General features: G+C 63.0%; 19 protein-coding genes. 12 read left to right on the forward strand and 7 right to left on the reverse strand.

The features are described 5' to 3' along the window. Positions 1-6 precede the first annotated feature (6 nt). Genes apaG through HV822_RS11170 form a run of 5 tightly spaced genes read right to left on the reverse strand, consistent with a single transcriptional unit; the run spans position 7 to position 6,133 of the window. On the reverse strand, positions 7-381 hold the full coding sequence (gene apaG, locus HV822_RS11150) for a Co2+/Mg2+ efflux protein ApaG (RefSeq protein WP_238870057.1): 375 nt from the start codon (positions 379-381) through the stop codon (positions 7-9). Then, positions 378-1,187 (reverse strand): 16S rRNA (adenine(1518)-N(6)/adenine(1519)-N(6))-dimethyltransferase RsmA, encoded by an 810-nt coding sequence (gene rsmA / locus HV822_RS11155; RefSeq protein ID WP_238870058.1) that lies wholly within the window; start codon positions 1,185-1,187, stop codon positions 378-380. The genes apaG and rsmA overlap by 4 nt, the downstream gene beginning before the upstream one ends. Next, positions 1,184-2,179 (reverse strand): 4-hydroxythreonine-4-phosphate dehydrogenase PdxA, encoded by a 996-nt coding sequence (gene pdxA / locus HV822_RS11160; protein WP_238870059.1) that lies wholly within the window; start codon positions 2,177-2,179, stop codon positions 1,184-1,186. The genes rsmA and pdxA overlap by 4 nt, the downstream gene beginning before the upstream one ends. Continuing rightward, positions 2,176-3,465, reverse strand: coding sequence for a peptidylprolyl isomerase SurA (gene surA, locus HV822_RS11165; protein ID WP_238870060.1), 1,290 nt, complete (start codon positions 3,463-3,465; stop codon positions 2,176-2,178). The genes pdxA and surA overlap by 4 nt, the downstream gene beginning before the upstream one ends. Then, positions 3,455-6,133 carry an LPS-assembly protein LptD gene (locus tag HV822_RS11170; RefSeq protein WP_238870061.1) on the reverse strand — a complete coding sequence of 893 codons (2,679 nt, stop codon included), beginning with the start codon at positions 6,131-6,133 and terminating at the stop codon, positions 3,455-3,457. Before HV822_RS11170 ends, surA begins: the two co-directional genes overlap by 11 nt. 114 nt (positions 6,134-6,247) lie before the next feature. On the opposite strand from HV822_RS11170, the gene HV822_RS11175 reads away from it, so the two are divergent. From HV822_RS11175 to HV822_RS11185, 3 genes are read left to right on the forward strand one after another with little or no spacing between them, the layout of a single operon-like run. Continuing rightward, positions 6,248-7,318, forward strand: coding sequence for an aminoglycoside phosphotransferase family protein (locus HV822_RS11175; protein ID WP_396264854.1), 1,071 nt, complete (start codon positions 6,248-6,250; stop codon positions 7,316-7,318). Beyond that, complete coding sequence (gene murU / locus HV822_RS11180; RefSeq protein WP_238870062.1) at positions 7,315-7,980, forward strand: N-acetylmuramate alpha-1-phosphate uridylyltransferase MurU; 666 nt, start codon at positions 7,315-7,317, stop codon at positions 7,978-7,980. Before HV822_RS11175 ends, murU begins: the two co-directional genes overlap by 4 nt. Positions 7,981-7,982: 2 nt before the next feature. Further along, complete coding sequence (locus HV822_RS11185; protein ID WP_238870063.1) at positions 7,983-8,771, forward strand: DnaJ domain-containing protein; 789 nt, start codon at positions 7,983-7,985, stop codon at positions 8,769-8,771. Between the two features lie 21 nt (positions 8,772-8,792). On the opposite strand, the gene HV822_RS11190 is transcribed toward HV822_RS11185, so the two are convergent. Beyond that, positions 8,793-9,755, reverse strand: a complete 963-nt coding sequence (locus tag HV822_RS11190) for a DUF3530 family protein (protein WP_238870064.1) — start codon at positions 9,753-9,755, stop codon at positions 8,793-8,795. 137 nt (positions 9,756-9,892) lie between these two features. On the opposite strand from HV822_RS11190, the gene rpe reads away from it, so the two are divergent. The 8 genes from rpe to HV822_RS11230 all read left to right on the forward strand — a co-directional run bounded on the left by rpe (position 9,893) and on the right by HV822_RS11230 (position 16,717). Next, complete coding sequence (gene rpe, locus HV822_RS11195) at positions 9,893-10,567, forward strand: ribulose-phosphate 3-epimerase (protein ID WP_238870065.1); 675 nt, start codon at positions 9,893-9,895, stop codon at positions 10,565-10,567. Position 10,568: 1 nt separating this feature from the next. Next, on the forward strand, positions 10,569-11,249 hold the full coding sequence (locus HV822_RS11200) for a phosphoglycolate phosphatase (protein WP_238870066.1): 681 nt from the start codon (positions 10,569-10,571) through the stop codon (positions 11,247-11,249). Between the two features lie 175 nt (positions 11,250-11,424). Beyond that, entirely contained in the window at positions 11,425-12,903 is a 1,479-nt protein-coding gene (gene trpE, locus HV822_RS11205) for an anthranilate synthase component I (RefSeq protein WP_238870067.1), read from the forward strand. 12 nt (positions 12,904-12,915) lie between these two features. Then, complete coding sequence (locus HV822_RS11210) at positions 12,916-13,512, forward strand: aminodeoxychorismate/anthranilate synthase component II (protein ID WP_238870068.1); 597 nt, start codon at positions 12,916-12,918, stop codon at positions 13,510-13,512. 18 nt (positions 13,513-13,530) lie between these two features. Then, positions 13,531-14,577 carry an anthranilate phosphoribosyltransferase gene (gene trpD, locus HV822_RS11215; RefSeq protein WP_238870069.1) on the forward strand — a complete coding sequence of 349 codons (1,047 nt, stop codon included), beginning with the start codon at positions 13,531-13,533 and terminating at the stop codon, positions 14,575-14,577. Then, positions 14,574-15,368: an indole-3-glycerol phosphate synthase TrpC gene (trpC, locus tag HV822_RS11220; RefSeq protein ID WP_238870070.1), complete on the forward strand. Its 795-nt coding sequence runs from the start codon at positions 14,574-14,576 to the stop codon at positions 15,366-15,368. The genes trpD and trpC overlap by 4 nt, the downstream gene beginning before the upstream one ends. Positions 15,369-15,569: 201 nt before the next feature. Next, positions 15,570-16,145: a cytochrome b gene (locus HV822_RS11225; protein WP_238870071.1), complete on the forward strand. Its 576-nt coding sequence runs from the start codon at positions 15,570-15,572 to the stop codon at positions 16,143-16,145. Beyond that, positions 16,142-16,717 (forward strand): YceI family protein, encoded by a 576-nt coding sequence (locus HV822_RS11230; RefSeq protein WP_238870072.1) that lies wholly within the window; start codon positions 16,142-16,144, stop codon positions 16,715-16,717. The genes HV822_RS11225 and HV822_RS11230 overlap by 4 nt, the downstream gene beginning before the upstream one ends. A gap of 195 nt (positions 16,718-16,912) precedes the next feature. Here HV822_RS11230 and HV822_RS11235 read toward each other — a convergent pair whose 3' ends face one another. Further along, positions 16,913-17,821, reverse strand: a complete 909-nt coding sequence (locus HV822_RS11235; protein WP_238870073.1) for a LysR family transcriptional regulator — start codon at positions 17,819-17,821, stop codon at positions 16,913-16,915. 307 nt (positions 17,822-18,128) lie between these two features. Here HV822_RS11235 and HV822_RS11240 point away from each other — a divergent pair, with 307 nt between their 5' ends. After that, the gene (locus HV822_RS11240) at positions 18,129-19,313 is read left to right on the forward strand and encodes an acyl-CoA dehydrogenase (protein ID WP_083725755.1); all 1,185 of its coding nucleotides are present in this window, start codon (positions 18,129-18,131) and stop codon (positions 19,311-19,313) included. Positions 19,314-19,347 lie beyond the last annotated feature (34 nt).

Genomic DNA, 19,347 nt, shown 5'->3' on the forward strand with positions numbered 1-19,347 from the left:
ACGGTGTCAATTCAGTGCGTGTGGCTGTGCCAGACGAAAGCGGGCGATGTCCGCGCTGAACGTATGTCCGTCACTGGCGCGCATGTCGTAACTGCCTTCCATGGTGCCCACTGGCGTCTCCAGCAGGCAGCCACTGGTGTAGGTATGGCTGGCGCCGGGTGCGATAACCGGTTGCTCACCTACCACGCCAGGACCATCCACCCGTTGTTGCTTGTTGTTGCCGTCGGTAATCAGCCAGTGACGATACAGTAGCTGGGCGTCGACGCAGCCCTGGTTGGCAATGGTGATGGTGTAGGCAAAGGCGAAGCGCTTTTTCTGCGGATCCGACTGCTCGGGCAGGTAGCGGGTTTGCACGTCTATGGCGATCAGATAGTCGTTCATGCCTCGGCACTCCGCTTGCGAGCCAAGCGGTTGGCCAGGCGTACAAAGCCGGCCAGGTCGACTTGCTCGGGGCGGGTGCCGGGGTCGATGCCTTCGGCTTCGATCTCCTCGGCGCTGAGCAGCGCTTTCAGCGTGTTGCGCAGGGTCTTGCGGCGCTGGTTGAACGCATCGCGAACCAGTACCTCCAGTACCCCAACGTCATCGGCGGGATGCGGCAGGGTCGCGTGGGGCACCAGGCGGACGATGGCCGAGTCGACCTTGGGCGCCGGGTTGAAGGCGCCGGGGCCGACGTCGAACAGATGCTCTACGCGGCAGTGATACTGGACCATGATGCCGAGCCGGCCGTAGTGATTCATGCCGGCGGTGGCGGCCAGCCGCAGTACCACTTCCTTCTGCAGCATGAAGTGCATGTCGTCGATGCAGTCGGACTGCTCCAGCAGGTGGAACATCAATGGCGTGGAAATGTTGTACGGCAGGTTGCCGACCACGCGCAGCTTGTCGTCGCCCGTGACCAGTTGGCGGAAGTCAAACTTCAGCGCGTCGCCCTTGTGCAGGCGGAAACGGTCAAGAAAGCCGAATTGGCCCATCAGGATCGGGTGCAGGTCCTTGTCCAGCTCGACTACGTCCAGCTGTGCGCCGCTGGCCAGCAGGCCAGAGGTGATGGCGCCCTGACCCGGGCCGATCTCGACCAGGTGATCGCTTTCACGCGGACGGATGGAGCGGATGATGCGGTCGATCACGCCTGCATCGTGCAGGAAGTTCTGGCCAAAGCGCTTGCGCGCCTTGTGTTGCGGAAACTGACTCATACTGCCCTCCGGGCGGCGATCATCTGGATGGCGGTATCGAGAGCAACCTGCAGGCTGCCCGGGTTGGCCTGGCCGGTCCCGGCCAGGTCCAGGGCGGTGCCGTGATCAACCGAGGTACGGATGATGGGCATGCCCAGCGTAATATTGACGGCGTTGCCGAAGCCTTTGTGCTTGAGCACCGGCAGGCCCTGATCGTGATACATGGCCAGCACCGCATCGGCCTGATCAAGGTGCTTGGGGGTGAACAGGGTGTCGGCGGGCAGCGGCCCGATCAGCTGCATACCCTCAGCGCGCAGACGCTCCAGCGCCGGGATGATGATATCCAGCTCTTCGCGCCCCAGGTGCCCGTCTTCACCGGCGTGCGGATTCAGGCCGCAGACCAGAATGCGTGGTGCGGCAATGCCGAACTTGCTCAGCAGGTCGTTGTGCAGGATGCGCACTACACGTTCGATCAGCGGGCCTGTGATGGCGTCGGCGACCTGCCGCAGCGGCAGGTGAGTGGTCGCCAGGGCCACCCGCAGGCCGGGACAGGCAAGCATCATCACCACCTGCTCGGTGGCGGTCTGCTCGGCGAAGAACTCGGTATGCCCGGAAAAGGGCACGCCGGCGTCGTTGATGATGCCCTTGTGTACTGGCGCGGTAACAATGGCGTCAAAGGTGCCGTTGAGTGCGCCAGCCCCCGCCAGCCGCAGGGTTTCCAGCACGTAGCCGGCGTTTGCGCGGTTCAGTTCGCCCGGCCGGCATTGAGCGGCCAGCGAAACCGGCAATACGCTAAGCTGACCGGCCGCCTGAGCTGCCGACAGGGCATCCGGGTCAAAGGGGCGTAGCTCTACGCGCAGTCCAAGCTGGGCGGCGCGCTGTTCCAGCAGCTGCGGGTCGGCAATCACCACCCGCTCGCAGCTGGTGGGCTGCTGGGCCAGCATCAGGCACAGGTCGGGACCAATACCCGCCGGCTCGCCGGCGGTGATGGCCAGGCGTGGTGCCGGATTCACCCGTTCTTGATCTCCACGTAGGCTTCGTCGCGAATCTGCAGCAGCCAGGTCTGCAGCTCTTCTTCGTACTTGCGGCTGCGGATCAGGTTGGCTGCCTGCTGTTCGCGCATGTCGTCGGTCATATCGACGTCGCGGGTGCCCAGCACTTCCAGAATGTGCCAGCCGAACTGGCTCTGGAACGGCCGGCTCAGGGTGTTTGGCGGAGTACTGGTTACCATCTCGCCAAACTCGGGAGTCATCGCATCAGGCGTGACCCAATTCAGGTCGCCGCCGTTCAGTGCGCTGCCCGGGTCTTCCGAGTAAGACTTGGCCAGGGTGGCAAAGGATTCGCCGCCCTTGATGCGGTCATAGATGCGCTGGGCCAGTTGCGCGGCCTCGCCGTCGGTACGGATTTCGCTGGGCTTGATCAGGATGTGACGGACATGGAATTCCTCGATCACCTGACCTTCACCGCCACGGCGGTCCAGCAGCTTGAGGATGTGAATGCCGGCGGGGGAGCGCATGGGCTGGGTGATTTCGCCAACCTGCAGGGCATCGACTGCCGAGGCAAAGGGGCCGGGCAGCTGAGCGGCCTTGCGCCAGCCCAGCTCGCCGCCTTCCAGCGCGGTGTCACCGGCGGAGCGACTGGCGGCCAGGGTGTTGAAGTCGGCACCCTGACGCAGCTGGTTGTAGATGTCGGTTGCCGCGCGGCCAACCTTTTCGACGTCGGTGCTGCTGGCGTTTTCGGCCAGTGGCAGCACGATCATCGCCAGGCGGAAGTCGGCAGACGTCTGGTAGCGGCCGACGTCGGAGTTGAGGAAGTTGCGCACTTCCTGATCGCTGACCTGGATGTTGTCGCGGACCCGGCGCTGACGCACGCGGTTGATGATCATCTCGCGGCGAATCTGCTCACGTGCCTGCTGGTAGCTGATGCCGTCGCGCTCAAGGGCTGCGCGAAACTGGTCCAGGGTGACGCCGTTGCGCGCGGCGATCTGCTGCATGGTCTGGTTCAGTGATTCGTCGTCGATCTGCATACCGGCGCGCTCACCCATCTGCAGCTGGATGCTCTCCAGAATCAGGCGGTCCAGCACCTGGGAGCGCAGTTCGCTCTCCGCCGGGGCTGCGGCGCCGTTTTGCGCCAGCTGCTGGCGTACCGAGGCCATGCGTTCATTGACCTGGCTGGCCATCACTACGTCGTTGTCGACAATCGCGGCCACGCGGTCCAGCGGTTCGACGGCCGCCTGACTGGCGGCAGTGAACAGGAGGCCCGCGCACAGGCTCAGGGCTGTAACAAACTTAAAATGCATTTTCTTCACGCTCTCTGTAACCGGGGATGCCATCATCAAGAAGGCTGTGTACTTCGTTGCCGCTGACGCTGCCAAGGCCCTTCAGGACCACCTGCAGGAAGATACCGCGGTTGGATTCGTCGCGGGCGACGGATTCGAACTCGTTGTAGTCGACCCAGTAGCGGTTGATGACGCGCAGCTTCCAGCAGCAGCTGTCGTACTCCAGACCGCCAAAGGCTTCGAGGGTTCGATCTTCGGCAAAGTCATGCTGCCAGCGGCCGATCAGGCTCCACTGCGGGTTCAACGGCCACATGAACGAGAGGTCGGACTGGTCGATACGGCTGTCCGGGTCGCGCTGGAAGGTGCCGGTCAGCGCGTTGTAGGTGTTGACGTTGTTGCGGTAGCGATAGCCCATGTTCAGCACCTTGCGCGGCTCGGGCTGGTAGTGGGCGAAGACGCTGCCAGCGTCGCTGCTGCTGTCGTCCGGATCCCAGATGATGTCGCTGTTGACGCGCCAGGCATCGCTGACCCGGTACATCAACTCCGCGGCGTACGCTGAGGAGGAGGAGGTGTCGGCGCTGCGCGCTACACCGTTGGCGTCGAGCATCTGCACTTCACGGTCGCGGAAGTACAGCACCTGGCCGAAGCTGGCGCGGGCGCGCTCGGTGCCGTCGGCTTCCAGCGCGCGGCTGGTCACACCGAGCGACAGCTGATTGGCATCGGCCACGCGATCCCGGCCGCTGAAGCGGTTGTCGCGGAACAGCGAGCTGTAGCTGAAGGTGTTCTGGTTGGTGTCGAACAGCGGCTGGTCGTTCTGGTCTTCGTGCGGCGCGTACAGGTAGAAGGCGCGCGGCTCCAGGGTCTGGCGCAGGCCCTTGCCGAACCAGCTGGTGTCGCGGTCGAAGTACAGGCCGGCGTCCAGCGCCGCCACCGGCACCGTGCTGGATGGCGTGGTGTTGGCATCGGCGTAGTTGAAGCCATCGGCGCGCGCGTCGAAGTCCAGATCATAGTAGGTGCTCTGGGTGCGCACGCTGGGCGTGACAAAGGCCCAGCTGTTGCGCCAGGGGTAGCTGAGCTTGGGACTCACGCTGACGCGGTGGCCGGTGGCGCGCTGCAACCCGGTCAGGTTCTCGTCCGGGGTCAGGATCGGGTTGCCTAGGGCGTCAAGCTGAATACCGTCCTGGCCAGTGATAAAACCGTTGTCCAGGTCTCGGTCGAAGTAGACATACTCAAGGTCGTAGCCGAAGCGCAGACCGCTGTCACCCAGCCAGTTGGCGCCGTCCAGGCGCAGTTGCGGCAGGCGCTCGTACGGCGTCAGCGAGGTGATGGTGGCCAGCTCGTAGGCGTGTACTCCAGCGCGGAAGCGCCAGCCATCGCCACGATAGGTGATACCGGCTCGCTGGTTCACGTAGGTATCCGAGCGGGCTTCCAGGGCAGTGTTCAAGTCCTGGAAGTAGAAGGGGTCGCTGATATCGACGTAGTTGACATCGGTACTCCAGCGGCTCTGCAGACCACCCTGGTGCTGCCAGCCGTAGAGCCAGCGATTTTCGTTGTACTCGCTGTCGTTCAGGAAGGCGGCGGTCAGGCTGCCTTCGTTGTCCGGCTTCTTGTAGCGGAATTCGCCTTCCATCTGCAGGCCGCGCTCAGACAGGTAGCGCGGGTACAGGGTGGCATCGTAGTTCGGCGCCAGGTTGATGTAGTAGGGTGTCTCGATCTCGGTGCCGTTGTCGGTCGAGTGGCTGAAGCTCGGTGGCAACAGGCCGGTCTGGCGACGGTCGTCGATCGGGAAGTAGATGTACGGGGTGTAGAACACCGGTACGTCCTTGACCCGCAGGGTAACGTGACGCGCCTCGCCCCAGCCCTTCTCGCGGTCCAGCTCGATGTCGTCGCCATGCAGCGCCCAGCTGTTTTGGCCGGGTTCGCAGGTGGTGTAACTGCCGTCGCTGATGACGATGACAGCGTCGTCACGGCGCATCAGCCGGCTGGCGGTGCCCCGGGCGCGAGCATCGTGAACCACGTATTGGACGCCATCGATACGGGTTTCGCCGTTGTCGATGCGCATGCTGGCCTGGTCGCCCAATACCAGAACGCCCTGGTCGCGCAGGCGTACATTGCCTTCGAGCATGGCCTGGGCGTTGGCCTGGTCAAAACTCGCCTGGTCAGAACGGGCCTGCAGGCGGCCCTGGCGCAGCAGCACGTCGCCCTCCAGCACCCCGGTCTGGTTGCCTTGCTCGAAACGACTGCTGTCGGCTGAGGCGTAGACCGGCAGTTGGTCAAAGGGCGTGGCATCGTCGCGACCGGTGCGTTCCGGCTCAATGTAGGCGCCGCCACAATAGGGGGCAATGGCGGCTTGCTGCTCAGCACTGAGTTGTTCACGTGGGACCCAGTCCAGCTGGCTGAAATCAGTGCTGCCGGTGGCGCGGCTGGCCGCAGCGGCTGCGGCGGCGCCAGCGCTGACCGCCACGGCGCTCTCTGCGACCGGGGCGGGATTCGGGGCCGGGGCGGGTGCGGCTTTTGGCGGTCTGGGTGGCAGCTCGCCACGGGCTTGCAGTGGCTCGCAGGCCCAGCTGTTGCCCGCCGGGCGGCATTGCACCTGGTTGGCAGCGGCGCTTAAGGGCTGGACCAGCAGCAGTGAGCTGGCCAGCAACATGGGAAAGGAGGAGCGAAACGGTGGAGTGCGGTAGGCCATTATGTCGTTATCCGGGCTTCCAGTCGGTGCGTGCTCGTGACGCCTTGTACGAGGAGAGTGCAATCTGCATGCTGTGTCAGTCGAGCAAGATAACGGATAATAAAGCATTGGGCGATGCCTGAGTACGAATTGGCACGGCAACTGACAGGCGAGATTGGGATATTGATGGATTCACGACAGCAACAAATGCACGAGTGGTTGGCAGGTGCGCTTGCGCAAGCTGCTGCAACCCTGCACTGGGGGGATTTGCCCAAGGGTGAGCTGGCGCCGGCCAGCGCCGATGCCAGTTTTCGACGCTATTTTCGCTGGCAGGCGGGCGGACACAGCCTGATCATCATGGATGCGCCGCCGGAGCACGAGAACAGCGAGCCTTTTGTGCGTATTACCGGCTTGCTGCAGGATGCCGGTGTGCGGGTGCCGCGCATTTTCGCCCAGGATCTGGGGCAGGGCTTTCTGTTGCTCGAGGACATGGGCGCCCAAACCTACCTGCAGTACATCCAGCAGGGCGTTAGCGACGACGAGCTGGAGCGCCTGTTCAGCGACGCTATCGCCAGTCTGATCCGCTGGCAGCGGGCCAGCCGCCCTGGCGTACTGCCTGAGTACGATGAGGCGGTGCTGCGCCGTGAGCTGGCGCTGTTTCCAGACTGGTACGTGGCGCGTGTGCTGGAGCGTGAGCTGACGCCAGAGCAGCGACGCCTGTGGGATAGGGTGCAGCAGCTCGTGCTGGACAGCAACCTGGCTGAGGCGCAGGTGTACGTGCACCGTGATTACATGCCGCGCAACCTGATGGTGGCTGCCGGCGAGCCTGGAGTGCTGGATTTTCAGGATGCCCTCTATGGCCCGATCAGTTACGACGTGACCTCGCTGTTTGCCGATGCTTTTTTCAGTTGGCCGGTGGCCGAGCGACGCCAATGGCTGCAGCGCTACTGGCAGCAGGCTGTCGCGGCTGGGTTGCCGGTGCCGGCGCAGCTCGGCGACTTTCTGGATCAGGCGCGGCTGATGGGCGTGCAGCGCCACCTCAAGGTTCTGGGGATCTTCGCGCGTATCTGTCACCGCGACGGCAAGCCCCATTACCTGGCCGATGCGCCGCGCTTTGTCGGTTATCTGCGTGAGGCCTGCGCCGAGGATGTGCGGCTGCAGCCGCTGGTCGAGCTGCTTGATAGTCTGGGGATACCTGCGGCATGAAGGCGATGATTCTGGCGGCGGGCAAGGGCGAACGCATGCGCCCGCTGACGTTGCACACACCCAAGCCGCTGCTCAAGGTTGGCGACAAGCCGTTGCTGCAGTGGCATATCGAGGCGCTGGCGGCAGCGGGGCTGCGTGAACTGGTGATCAACCACGCCTGGCTGGGCGAACAGATCGAAGCCTTCTTTGCCGATGGCGCAGCGCTGGGCGTGCGGATTGCCTGGTCGGCTGAGGGCGAACCGCTGGAAACCGGCGGCGGTATACGTCGGGCGCTGCCGCTGCTGGGCGATGGCCCCTTTGTGCTGGTTAATGGCGACGTCTGGACAGATTTTGACTTTACCGGTTTCAGCTTGCCGCCCGGCAAGTTGGCCCATCTGGTGTTGATCGACAATCCGGCGCATAACCCCAATGGCGACTTTTTGCTGCAGGGTGAACAGGTAGGCAACCCCAAGGCAGGCGAGCAGGGCCTGACCTACAGCGGTATCGCGGTGCTGCATCCGGGGTTGCTGGCTGACCAGTCGCACGGCGCCTTTGCCCTGGCGCCGCTGCTGCGCCAGGCGGCCGACCTGGGACGTGTCAGTGGTGAGCATTTTCGTGGCCAGTGGATCGATGTGGGTACGCCGCAGCGGCTGGTCGACGCTGATCGGCAGGCGAGGGCTTAAGCGTGCTCTGGCCGGTCACGGTGATGGGCGCGCTGGTTGGAGGGCTGGGCGGCGCGCTGCCAGGTGCGTTGCTGGGGGCGGTAGTCGGACATGCGCTGGATCGGTATTGGCAGCTGCGGCGTTGGCGCGACTTGCCGATACGCTTGGCGGAGCTGCGCACTGGCCCCGCCGACTTCGAGCGTGTGTTGTTTTTGTGCCTCGGCAGGCTGGCCAAGGCCAGCGGGCGAGTCAGTCAGGTGCACCTGCAGTTGGCGCGTGATCTGATGCAGCTGTATCGGTTGGACGAGGCCGCGTGCCTGCGCGCCATGCACGACTTCAATCAAGGCAAAACGGCGGCCGATCTTCGCCCCTTGGTGCGCGCCCTGCGCAAGCGCGAGCCAGCCCGCGCTGCGGAATTGCTCGACAGCTGCTGGCGCATGGCGGTGGTGCCGGGGCAACTGAGCGACGAGGTTCGCACCCTGCTGGCCGACTGGGCGGCAGAGGCCGGCTTGGCGCAGTCCGAGCAGCAGCGCATGCATCAGCGTCATCAGCGCACCCAGGCGCCGCCGCGCAGTCGCTCAGCGGTACCGCGTCAGGATGCCCTGCGGCGCGCCGCCAGTCTGCTCAAGGTCGATCTGGCTGATTCGCCAGAGGTGATCAAGCGTGCCTACCGTCGGCAATTGAGCTTGCACCATCCCGACAAGCTGGCAGCTCGGGGCGCCGGCAATGTGGAGCAGGGCAACGCCGGGGAGCGCATTCGGCAGATTCAGGAGGCGTATGAGCTGCTGCGCCGACACAAGGGGTTTCGCTAAGCTCTGCCGTGGGGCTGCTCTTCAGGGTGTCTCGCCCGTCTCGGGTGTGGGCTGGGCTGGCCGGTAGTTGGCTTCCAGCCAGCCTTGCAGGCGCTTACCAATTATCTCTTGCGCCACCGCCGAGCGCTGTATCGGTGCCAGGTCCAGTTGGCGATAGGCGTTGTGGCCGGCGCGGCGGGCGACGCGCAGGTGGTCGGCGGCTTGCGCCTGGCCCAGCGGGCTGTCTCGGTCGAGCATTTCCAGCATGGGCTTGTCCCAGCCCTCCAGCAGGCTGCTCAGGCTCGGACGCTCGGCTGCGGCGGGCTGGCGCGCCTCGAAGAGCACCATGGCCTGCGGCGGCTGCTCCGGTGGCGTGCTGTCGGTCGCCAGCAGGGCCCAGTAGCCGGCGTCGCGACGGGCGACCAGGCTGATCTGCTCGGCCCCCTCAGCCTGCAAGACCTGTAGCGCGGCGGTGATCAGGCCGCCGGCAGCCGTGCCGTAATCCAGGCTAACGGCTGGCGCTGGGTCGTCGGCAGGCTCGCTGCCGGCCAGCATGGCGGGGTCGGCGCCAGGTTCGGCTTCGGCAGGCGGCTGGTTGGCTGGATCGGCGATGGGCGGACTGATGATGGTAGGGCTGTCGGGCGCATCGGGCAGGGTGATGGCCAGCGTGTGCCAGCCGGCGTCGCTCAACTGGCGCCGCGCCGGGCCGATCAGTTCGGGCCAGTCGGCGTGCTCACCGGCCCCCGCAATCAGCAGCACGCCGCCCAGTGGTTCAGGCCTGGCGGCTGGCAGAAACAGGCCAAATAGCGACTCGCCGTTGAACTCCAGCTGTCGTTGCTCCTCGGTTGGCGTTTCGCGCTGTAGCACGTCGCGGTACAGGGCGCTGCGTGACAGAGCATCGACGCGTTCGCTCGGCGTGCTGATCGCACCGGCATCGGGCTCAGGCTCTTGGGCGGCGGCGTGGTTGGCGAGGCAGAGCAGCGCAATCAGGGCTGGCAGGCGCATGGGCAGGTTCCGTCGGGCGGTTGACATGTCATCCGGCTGGGCTAGGCCAGCGGGCGCTCGGGTCTGCGCCGAGTATAACAGCGGCGGATGGGGTACACTGGCGGCCTTTTCCGTGTTCGTTTCTGTTGAGGTTTGCCATGCCTGATTACGCCATCGCGCCGTCCATTCTGTCCGCCGATTTTGCCCGTCTTGGTGAAGACGTCGACCGGGTGCTGGCAGCGGGTGCCGATATTGTTCACTTTGATGTCATGGACAACCACTATGTGCCCAACCTGACCATTGGGCCGATGGTGTGCACTGCGCTGCGCAAGTATGGCGTGACCGCGCCGATCGATGTGCATCTGATGGTCAAGCCGGTCGACCGCATTATTGGCGACTTTCTCGAAGCCGGTGCCAGCTATATCACTTTCCACCCGGAAGCCTCCGAGCACATCGACCGGTCATTGCAGTTGATCAAGGACGGCGGCGCCAAGGCTGGCCTGGTATTCAACCCGGCGACGTCGCTGGATGCGCTCAAGTACGTGATGGACAAGGTCGATATGGTGCTGCTGATGAGCGTTAACCCTGGCTTTGGCGGCCAGAAGTTCATCCCGGGTACGCTGGATAAGCTGCGTGAAGCTCGTGCTCTGATCGACGCCAGCGGCCGTGAGATTCGTCTGGAAATCGATGGTGGCGTCAACGAGCAGAACATCCGCGCCATCGCCGAAGCGGGCGCCGATACCTTCGTTGCCGGCTCCGCCATTTTCAACAAGCCGGACTACAAGGCAGTCATCGACAGCATGCGTGCGGAGCTGGCGCAGGTAAAACGCTGAGATGTCGTCGCTGCGCGAGTTGTTTGCTGGCGAGCTGCCAAAGTTGGTGATGTTTGACCTGGACGGCACCCTGATCGACTCGGTGCCGGATCTGGCGGGTGCGGTTGATGTCATGCTGGATCAGCTGGGGCGCGCGCCGGCGGGCGTCGACAAGGTGCGTCATTGGGTGGGTAACGGCGCGCGGGTGCTGGTGCGCAGAGCGCTGGCCGATGACATCGAGCATGCGTCCATCAGCGAAGGCGATACCGAACAGGCGCTGGCGCTGTTTCTTGAGGCCTACGCCGGTGATCATTCGCGCAGCACGCTGTACCCGGGTGTGCGTCCCCTTCTCGATGCGCTGCAGCAGGTGGGCGTGCCGCTGGCGCTGATTACCAACAAGCCGAGCCGCTTCGTACCGGAGCTGCTCGCCGAAAAACAGCTCGATGGTTACTTCCGCTGGCTGGTGGGTGGCGATACTTTACCGGTACAAAAGCCTGATCCTGCGGCCTTGAACTGGGTAATGCAGCAGGCGGGCGTGGTGGCCGGGCAAGCATTGTTTGTCGGCGACTCGCGCAGTGATGTGCTGGCTGCCAAGGCCGCAGGGGTGCCGGTGGTGGCGGTCAGCTACGGCTACAATCACGGCCAGCCGATTGCCGCTGAAAACCCGGACCTGCTGGTTGATTCGCTAGACGCGCTCATATAGGCTTGCCCGAGTATCCCCTCCAGTGATGGATCAGCCGTGTTTGTCAGCAATCGCAAACTGATGAGAGTTATCAAGGCGCTCGCCCGCTGGCGTTGGCGTACCTGAACTGTCTCGCTCGCCCCTGAGTGCGAGCACCCCTGTTTGCGTGTGACTTACCCTGCCTTTGAGGCTGATCATGACCCGAGACGAATTCCTTCGCCTGGCTGCCCAGGATTGCAACCGTGTACCTGTTGTTCGCGAGGTGCTGGCAGACCTTGAAACCCCGCTGTCCACCTATCTGAAACTGGCCGATGGCGCCTACTCCTACTTGCTCGAATCGGTGCAGGGCGGTGAAAAGTGGGGGCGTTATTCCATTATCGGCCTGCCGGCGCGTACCGTGCTGCGCGTCGATGGCCACACCGCCACCGTGCTGGTTGATGGCGTCGAGCAGGAGCGTCACGAGTGTGCCGATCCGCTGGATTTTGTCGAAACCTTCAAGGCCCGTTACCGGGTGCCGAGCATTCCCGGCTTGCCGCGTTTCAATGGTGGCCTGGTTGGCTACTTCGGTTATGACTGCGTGCGTTACGTCGAGCCACGCCTGGCGGCCACCGTCAATCCGGATGTGCTGGGCACGCCGGACATCCTGCTGATGGTGTCGGATGAAGTGGTGGTGTTCGATAACCTCGCCGGCAAGCTGCACGCCATCGTGCTGGCCGACCCGAGCGCCGACGGTGCCTTTGAGCAGGCCAACGCCAGGCTGGATCAACTACTTGAGCAGCTGCGTCAGCCGACGCCGCCGCGTAAACTGCTGGACCTCGCCGCACCAGTGGACATTGATCTGGATTACCGCGCCAGTTTCACCCGCGACGATTACGAGCGGGCGGTCGACACCATCAAGGAATACATCCTCGCCGGTGACTGCATGCAGGTGGTGCCGTCCCAGCGTATGAGCATCGACTTCAAGGCCGAGCCGATTGATCTGTACCGCGCCCTGCGCAGCCAGAACCCCACGCCTTATATGTACTTTTTCAACTTCGGTGACTTCCACGTGGTTGGCAGCTCGCCCGAAGTGCTGGTGCGTGTCGAAGAGGGTGAAGTTACCGTGCGCCCGATTGCCGGTACCCGTCCGCGCGGTGCGACCGAAGAAGCGGACCTAGCGCTGGAGCAGGACCTGCTGTCCGACGCCAAGGAAATCGCTGAGCACCTGATGCTGATTGACCTGGGCCGCAACGACGTGGGTCGCGTGGCTGAGATCGGCAAGGTCAAGGTGACCGAGAAGATGGTTATCGAGCGCTACTCCAACGTCATGCACATCGTCTCCAACGTGCAGGGCCAGCTCAAGCCGGAGCTGACGGCAATGGACGCGCTGCGCGCCATTCTGCCGGCCGGCACGCTGTCCGGTGCACCGAAGATTCGCGCGATGGAGATCATCGACGAGCTGGAGCCGGTCAAGCGCGGTGTCTACGGCGGCGCGGTTGGCTACTGGGCGTGGAATGGCAATATGGATACCGCTATCGCGATTCGCACCGCGGTGATCAAGGATGGCGAGCTGCATGTGCAGGCCGGTGGCGGTATTGTTGCCGACTCGGTGCCCGCGCTGGAGTGGGAAGAGACCATCAACAAGCGTCGCGCCATGTTCCGTGCGATTGCGCTCGCTGAACAATCGGCCCGGTAAAGGAGAAAAGCCATGCTGCTGATGATCGATAACTACGACTCCTTTACCTACAACGTGGTGCAGTACCTCGGTGAGCTGGGTGCCGACGTCAAGGTGGTGCGCAACGACGAACTGACCGTCGCCGAGATCGAAGCCCTCAACCCCGAGCGCATTGTTGTATCGCCCGGCCCGTGTACGCCTAATGAGGCGGGTGTCTCGGTGCCGGTGCTCAAGCACTTTGCCGGCAAGCTGCCGATTCTCGGCATCTGCCTCGGCCACCAGAGTATTGGTCAGGCCTTTGGCGGTGATGTGGTGCGTGCCCGTCAGGTCATGCACGGCAAGACCAGCCCGGTCTACCATGAAGAGCTGGGTGTGTTTGCCGGCTTGAACAATCCGCTGACCGTGACCCGCTATCACTCGCTGGTCATCAGCCGTGACACGCTGCCCGATTGCCTGGAGCTGACCGCCTGGACCCAGCATGACGACGGCAGCGTCGATGAAATCATGGGCGTACGTCACCGCGAATACATGATCGAGGGTGTGCAGTTCCATCCCGAGTCGATCCTGTCAGAGCAGGGGCACGAGATGCTCGCCAACTTCCTCAAGCAGCAGGGCGGCTTGCGCCGCTGATCAGCAAGGAGAGACGGTATGGATATCAAGACAGCCCTCGGCAAGGTGGTCGAGCAACTGGATCTGTCCACCGAGGAAATGCAGGATGTGATGCGCCAGATCATGACCGGTCAGTGCACCGACGCACAGATCGGCGGCTTTCTGGTCGCCCTGCGCATGAAAAGCGAAACCCTGGATGAAATCACCGGCGCGGCCATGGTCATGCGCGAGCTGGCCTCTGGCGTGCAGATCAACGCTGAACGCCTGGTCGACACCTGCGGTACCGGTGGTGACGGCGCCAATATCTTCAACGTATCGACCGCCGCGGCGCTTGTCGTTGCTGCTGCCGGCGGCCGGGTCGCCAAGCACGGCAATCGCGCCGTGTCTGGCAAGAGCGGCAGTGCCGACCTGCTGGAGGCGGCCGGCGTAAACCTGAACCTGACGCCCGAGCAGGTAGCGCGCTGCGTGGAAAGCGTTGGCGTGGGCTTTATGTTCGCGCCCGCCCATCACGGCGCCATGAAGCATGCCATCGGCCCGCGCCGCGAGCTGGGTATGCGCACTATCTTCAATATGCTCGGCCCGATGACCAACCCGGCCGGCGTCAAGCATCAGGTTATTGGCGTGTTTTCCCAGGCCCTGTGCCGGCCGATTGCCGAAGTGCTCAAGCGCCTGGGCAGCGAGCACGTGCTGGTGGTGCACTCCAAGGACGGTCTGGACGAGCTTAGCCTGGCGGCGACCAGCCATATTGCCGAGCTGAAAGACGGCCACATTCGCGAGTACGACGTCAGCCCGGAAGAACTGGGCATCAAGAGCCGTTCGCTGATCGGTCTGACGGTTGAGGATGCGGCAGCCTCGCTCAAGCTGATCCGCGATGCGCTTGGCAAGCGCGAAACTGAGGCCGGAGAAAAGGCCGCCGATATCATCATTCTCAACGCTGGTGCTGCGCTGTACGCAGCAGATCATGCCACCAGCCTGGTCGAAGGCGTCAAGCTTGCCTCCGACGCGCTCTACTCAGGGCTGGCGCGGGAAAAACTCAACGAACTCATCGCCTTTACCGAGGTATTCCGGGAGGAAGCAGCACAATGAGCGTGCCGACCATCTTGCAGAACATCGTCGCGCGCAAGCACGAGGAAGTGAAAGATCGTCTTCAAAGTCGCAGTCTGGCCGAGCTGGAACAACTGGCTGCGGCGGCATCACCAACCCGTGGTTTTGCCAAGGCAATTCAGGACGCTGCGGCAGCGCGCCACCCTGCGGTGATTGCTGAGATCAAGAAGGCGTCGCCCAGCAAGGGCGTGCTGCGCGAGGACTTTCAACCTGCCGAGATCGCCGCCAGCTACGAGGCCGGTGGTGCAGTCTGCCTGTCGGTACTGACTGACGTGGACTTCTTTCAGGGCCACGATGATTACCTGCAGCAGGCGCGTGCCGCCTGCTCGCTGCCGGTGATTCGCAAGGACTTCATGGTTGACCCGTATCAGATCGTCGAAGCTCGCGCCCTCGGTGCCGATTGCGTGCTGCTGATCGCCGCCTGTCTGGATGACGTGCAAATGGCGGAGCTGGCGGCCACTGCCAAGCAGCAAGGGCTGGATGTACTGGTTGAAGTGCATGACGCGGCGGAGCTGGAGCGCGGCCTCAAGCTGGAGACACCCTTGATCGGCATCAACAACCGCAATCTGCACACCTTTGAGGTCACGCTGGATACCACGCTGGAGCTGCTGCCGCAGATCCCTCGCGACAAGACGCTGGTGACCGAAAGCGGCATTTTGAACCGAGCCGACGTAGAGCTGATGCTGGCGCATGAGGTCTATGGCTTTCTGGTTGGTGAGGCCTTTATGCGAGCGGCCAAGCCGGGGCAGGAGTTGAAGCGCCTATTTTTCTGAGAAGGTTGCAGGGCGGGTGTGGTGATCCCCCTGGGCGCGGCACGCCATGTCTCTGTGGAGGTGCGCCAGCGCCCTCTTGTTGCGCGCGAGGGCGTGCGAACCGGCTGAAATATCGAGAAACCTGTTGGGTGGGAACCAATAATTGCGCTTTTTATCTCATTCAGTCGATGGGATCATTTTTCCATTGAACGCGAGGTGGCGATGCAGTGGCGCAACAGTAACGACAGATTTGGCTGGATAACGGGTAGCCTGCATTGGCTGATGGCGCTGCTGGTAATCGGCCTGACCGCACTTGGCCTGTGGATGACCAGCCTTACCTATTACAGCCCTTACTACACCAGTGCACCCTTCTGGCATAAGAGCCTCGGGCTGGTGTTCGCCGCGTTGCTGTTACTGCGTCTGATTTGGCGGGCGGCTACCCCATTCCCTGAGCATCTGACCACTCACCAGCGCTGGGAGCGCCAACTCGCGACCGCTGCCCAGTGGCTCATGTATGCCGCCATGCTGCTGATCGTTGTCAGCGGGTATCTGATTTCCACTGCCAAGGGCCGCGGTGTCAGCCTGTTTGGCTGGTTTGAGGTGCCGGCGCTGGTCAGCAATCTGCCGGGTCAGGCGCAGCGAGCCGGTGCTCTACACTATTGGCTGGCCCTTGGCTTGCTGGGAGTGGCCGGTATACACGCGCTCGGCGCCCTCAAACATCACGTGCTCGATAAGGACAACACCCTGCGGCGCATGCTCGGCATGCGGCTGCTCAACGCAACGGAGAAAGGCAAATGAAAAAACTGATTGCAGCGACGACTCTGGGCAGTCTGATGATGGCGGCCGGTCTGGCTCAGGCGGCTGACTATCAGATCGACAAGCGTGGCCAGCACGCTTCGGTCAACTTCAAGATCAGCCACCTGGGTTACAGCTGGATCTACGGACGTTTTAACGACTTTGACGGCACCTTCAGCTGGGACGCCGACAAGCCCGAGGCCAGCAGCATCAACGTAACCGTCAACACCGACAGTGTGGACACCAATCACGCTGAGCGCGACAAGCACATCCGTAGTGACGACTTCCTCAATGTTGAGGAGAATGGAACCGCTACCTTCGCCTCCACCGGCATTGAAGTGACCGGTGACAGCAGCGCCAAGGTGACCGGCAATCTGACCCTGAACGGTGTGACCAAGCCGGTGGTGTTGGATGCCAACTTTATCGGTGAAGGCGAAGACCCTTGGGGCGGCTACCGCGCTGGTTTCGACGCCACCACCACGCTGAAACTGGCCGACTTCGGCATCGATTACAACCTGGGCCCGGCCTCGGAAACCGTCGAGCTGATCATCACGGTCGAAGGCGTGCGTCAGTAATCGCAACAAGCCTCATGTGTGCTCAGGGGCCTTCGGGCCCCTTTTTTAGCTGCAAGCGGCAAGCTTCAAGCTGCAAGTAAAACCCGCGCGGTTGCACATCGCGCGGTTTTCTTTTGGCTGAGATAGCGACTGGACGTCTGTAGAAACACCTGGGGGGCGTCCAGCCGAACCAGCTTGAAGCTTGGAACTTGCGGCTTACAGCTTGCCGCTTGCGGCTCTATAGGTCTGCGCCTGCTGCAGAATCCAGTCGCGGAATGCCAGTAGCGCAGCCGATTCTGCCTTGCGCTCCGGGATCACCAAATAGTAGCCGTTGTCGGTTTCAAAGCTGCGCGGACAGGGGCTGATCAGTCGGCCGTCGGCCAGCTCCTGACGAATCAGAAACGGCGGGATCAGCGCGACGCCCATGCCGTGCATCGCCGCCTGCGCCAACATCGAGAACAGCTCCAGTCGGGTGCCGTTAAGGTCGTGTTCAACGCGCATGTCGGCGGCGGCAAACCACTGGCGCCAGGCGTAGGGGCGGGTGGTTTGCTGCAGCAGGGGCAAGCGGGCGATGTCTTCTGGCGACAGGTCGCTGGCTGGCGCAATCAACGCCGGACTGCAGACCGGAATCGGCGACTCGGGCATCAGATAGTGGGTCTGGGTGCCGGACCAGTCGCCGTCGCCGAAGTAGATCGCCGCATCAAACTCGGTATCGGCAAACAGGAATGGCCGCGTGCGGTTGGTCAGGTTGACCGTGATCTGTGGATGCTGGCGCAGAAAGTGGCTGAGCCGTGGCAGTAGCCATTGCGTGCCAAAGGTCGGCACCAGCGCCACCTCCAGCGTCGCAGTACCCTGGTTGCCCATCACCGACAGGGTGTCGCGTTCCACCGCGTCCAGCCGACTGGCGATGCGGCGGCTGTAGATTTGCCCGGCGTCGGTCAGCTTCACCCCACGGCGCGTGCGGCGGAACAGCTGAATATCGAGAAAGGCTTCCAGGTTGGCGATCTGTCGACAGACCGCGCTTTGCGTCAGCGACAGCTCCTCAGCGGCCTTGGTGAAGCTCTCATGGCGAGCGGAGGACTCGAAGCAGACCAGGGCTTGGGTCGGGGGGATCTTGCGGCGCATGGAGGGCATCCTTTGGATGGCTTGAGGCGGAAGGCTGTAGGCTGGAAGTCCAGCCTCTCAGCGGTCGTCATTGCTGTGCGTGGGCTATGCTCTGGAAGTTAGCCACTCACGCTGGGCTTTGGCTTCCAGCCTCCAGCTTTGAGCCTACAGCCTCCGACCAAGCCTGCGGCTTGTTCGGAGTTCCAATTTAGCACAGGTGTCTGCATAAAAGACGCTTGTTTGCGGTGTTTTCTGTGCGTAGAGTCGCTGGCAACTTATGGTTCCCCGTCGGAACCTGCCCCCCAACAAATCGAATACCGGAGAGCTCATGGCCGCATCCAAGGCAAGTTTCAACTGGGAAGATCCGCTGCTGCTGGATCAGCAACTGACTGAAGAAGAGCGCATGGTGCGTGACAGCGCACGCCAGTACTGCCAGGACAAACTCATGCCGCGGGTGCTGAACTCGTTCCGTAATGAGCAGACCGATGCGGAGATCTTCCGTGAAATGGGCGAGCTGGGCCTGCTGGGCGCAACCATCCCCACCGAGTACGGCGGCAGCGGCCTGAACTATGTCTGCTACGGCCTGATCGCCCGTGAAGTGGAGCGCGTTGACTCCGGCTATCGTTCGATGATGAGTGTGCAGTCTTCTCTGGTTATGGTGCCGATCAACGAATTCGGTTCTGAGGAGCAGAAGCAGAAGTACCTGCCCAAGCTGGCCTCTGGCGAGTTTATCGGCTGCTTTGGTCTGACCGAGCCGAACCACGGCTCCGATCCGGGCTCCATGGTTACTCGTGCACGCAGCACCGAAGGCGGCTACCTGCTCAAGGGTGCCAAGATGTGGATCACCAACAGCCCTATCGCTGACGTCTTTGTGGTCTGGGCAAAGACCGATGATGACGTGATTCGCGGCTTCATTCTGGAAAAAGGCTGGAAAGGTCTGAGCGCGCCGGCCATCAAGGGCAAGGTGGGTCTGCGTACCTCCATCACCGGTGAAATCGTGATGGACGACGTGTTCGTGCCGGAAGAGAACATGCTGCCGCACGTAACCGGCCTGAAAGGCCCGTTCACTTGCCTGAACTCTGCCCGCTACGGTATCTCCTGGGGCGCGCTGGGTGCGGCCGAGTTTTGCTGGCACACCGCCCGTCAGTACACCCTGGACCGTCTGCAGTTTGGTCGCCCGCTGGCGCAGACTCAGCTGGTGCAGAAGAAACTGGCCGACATGCAGACTGAAATCACTCTGGCGCTGCAAGGCTGCCTGCGTCTGGGCCGCATGAAGGATGAAGGCACTGCTGCCGTTGAAATCACCTCCATCATGAAGCGCAACTCCTGCGGCAAGTCGCTGGACATCGCCCGCGTTGCCCGCGACATGCTGGGCGGCAACGGTATCTCCGACGAGTACGGCGTGATCCGCCACGTGGTCAACCTGGAAGTGGTCAACACCTACGAAGGTACCCACGACGTGCACGCGCTGATCCTCGGCCGCGCGCAGACGGGCCTTCAGGCGTTTTTCTAACGCCTGGTGCCTAGCGGCGGCTGGAAGCTGAAGG

The sequence above is a fragment of the Halopseudomonas maritima genome (assembly GCF_021545785.1).
Taxonomy (GTDB): Bacteria; Pseudomonadota; Gammaproteobacteria; order Pseudomonadales; family Pseudomonadaceae; genus Halopseudomonas; species Halopseudomonas maritima.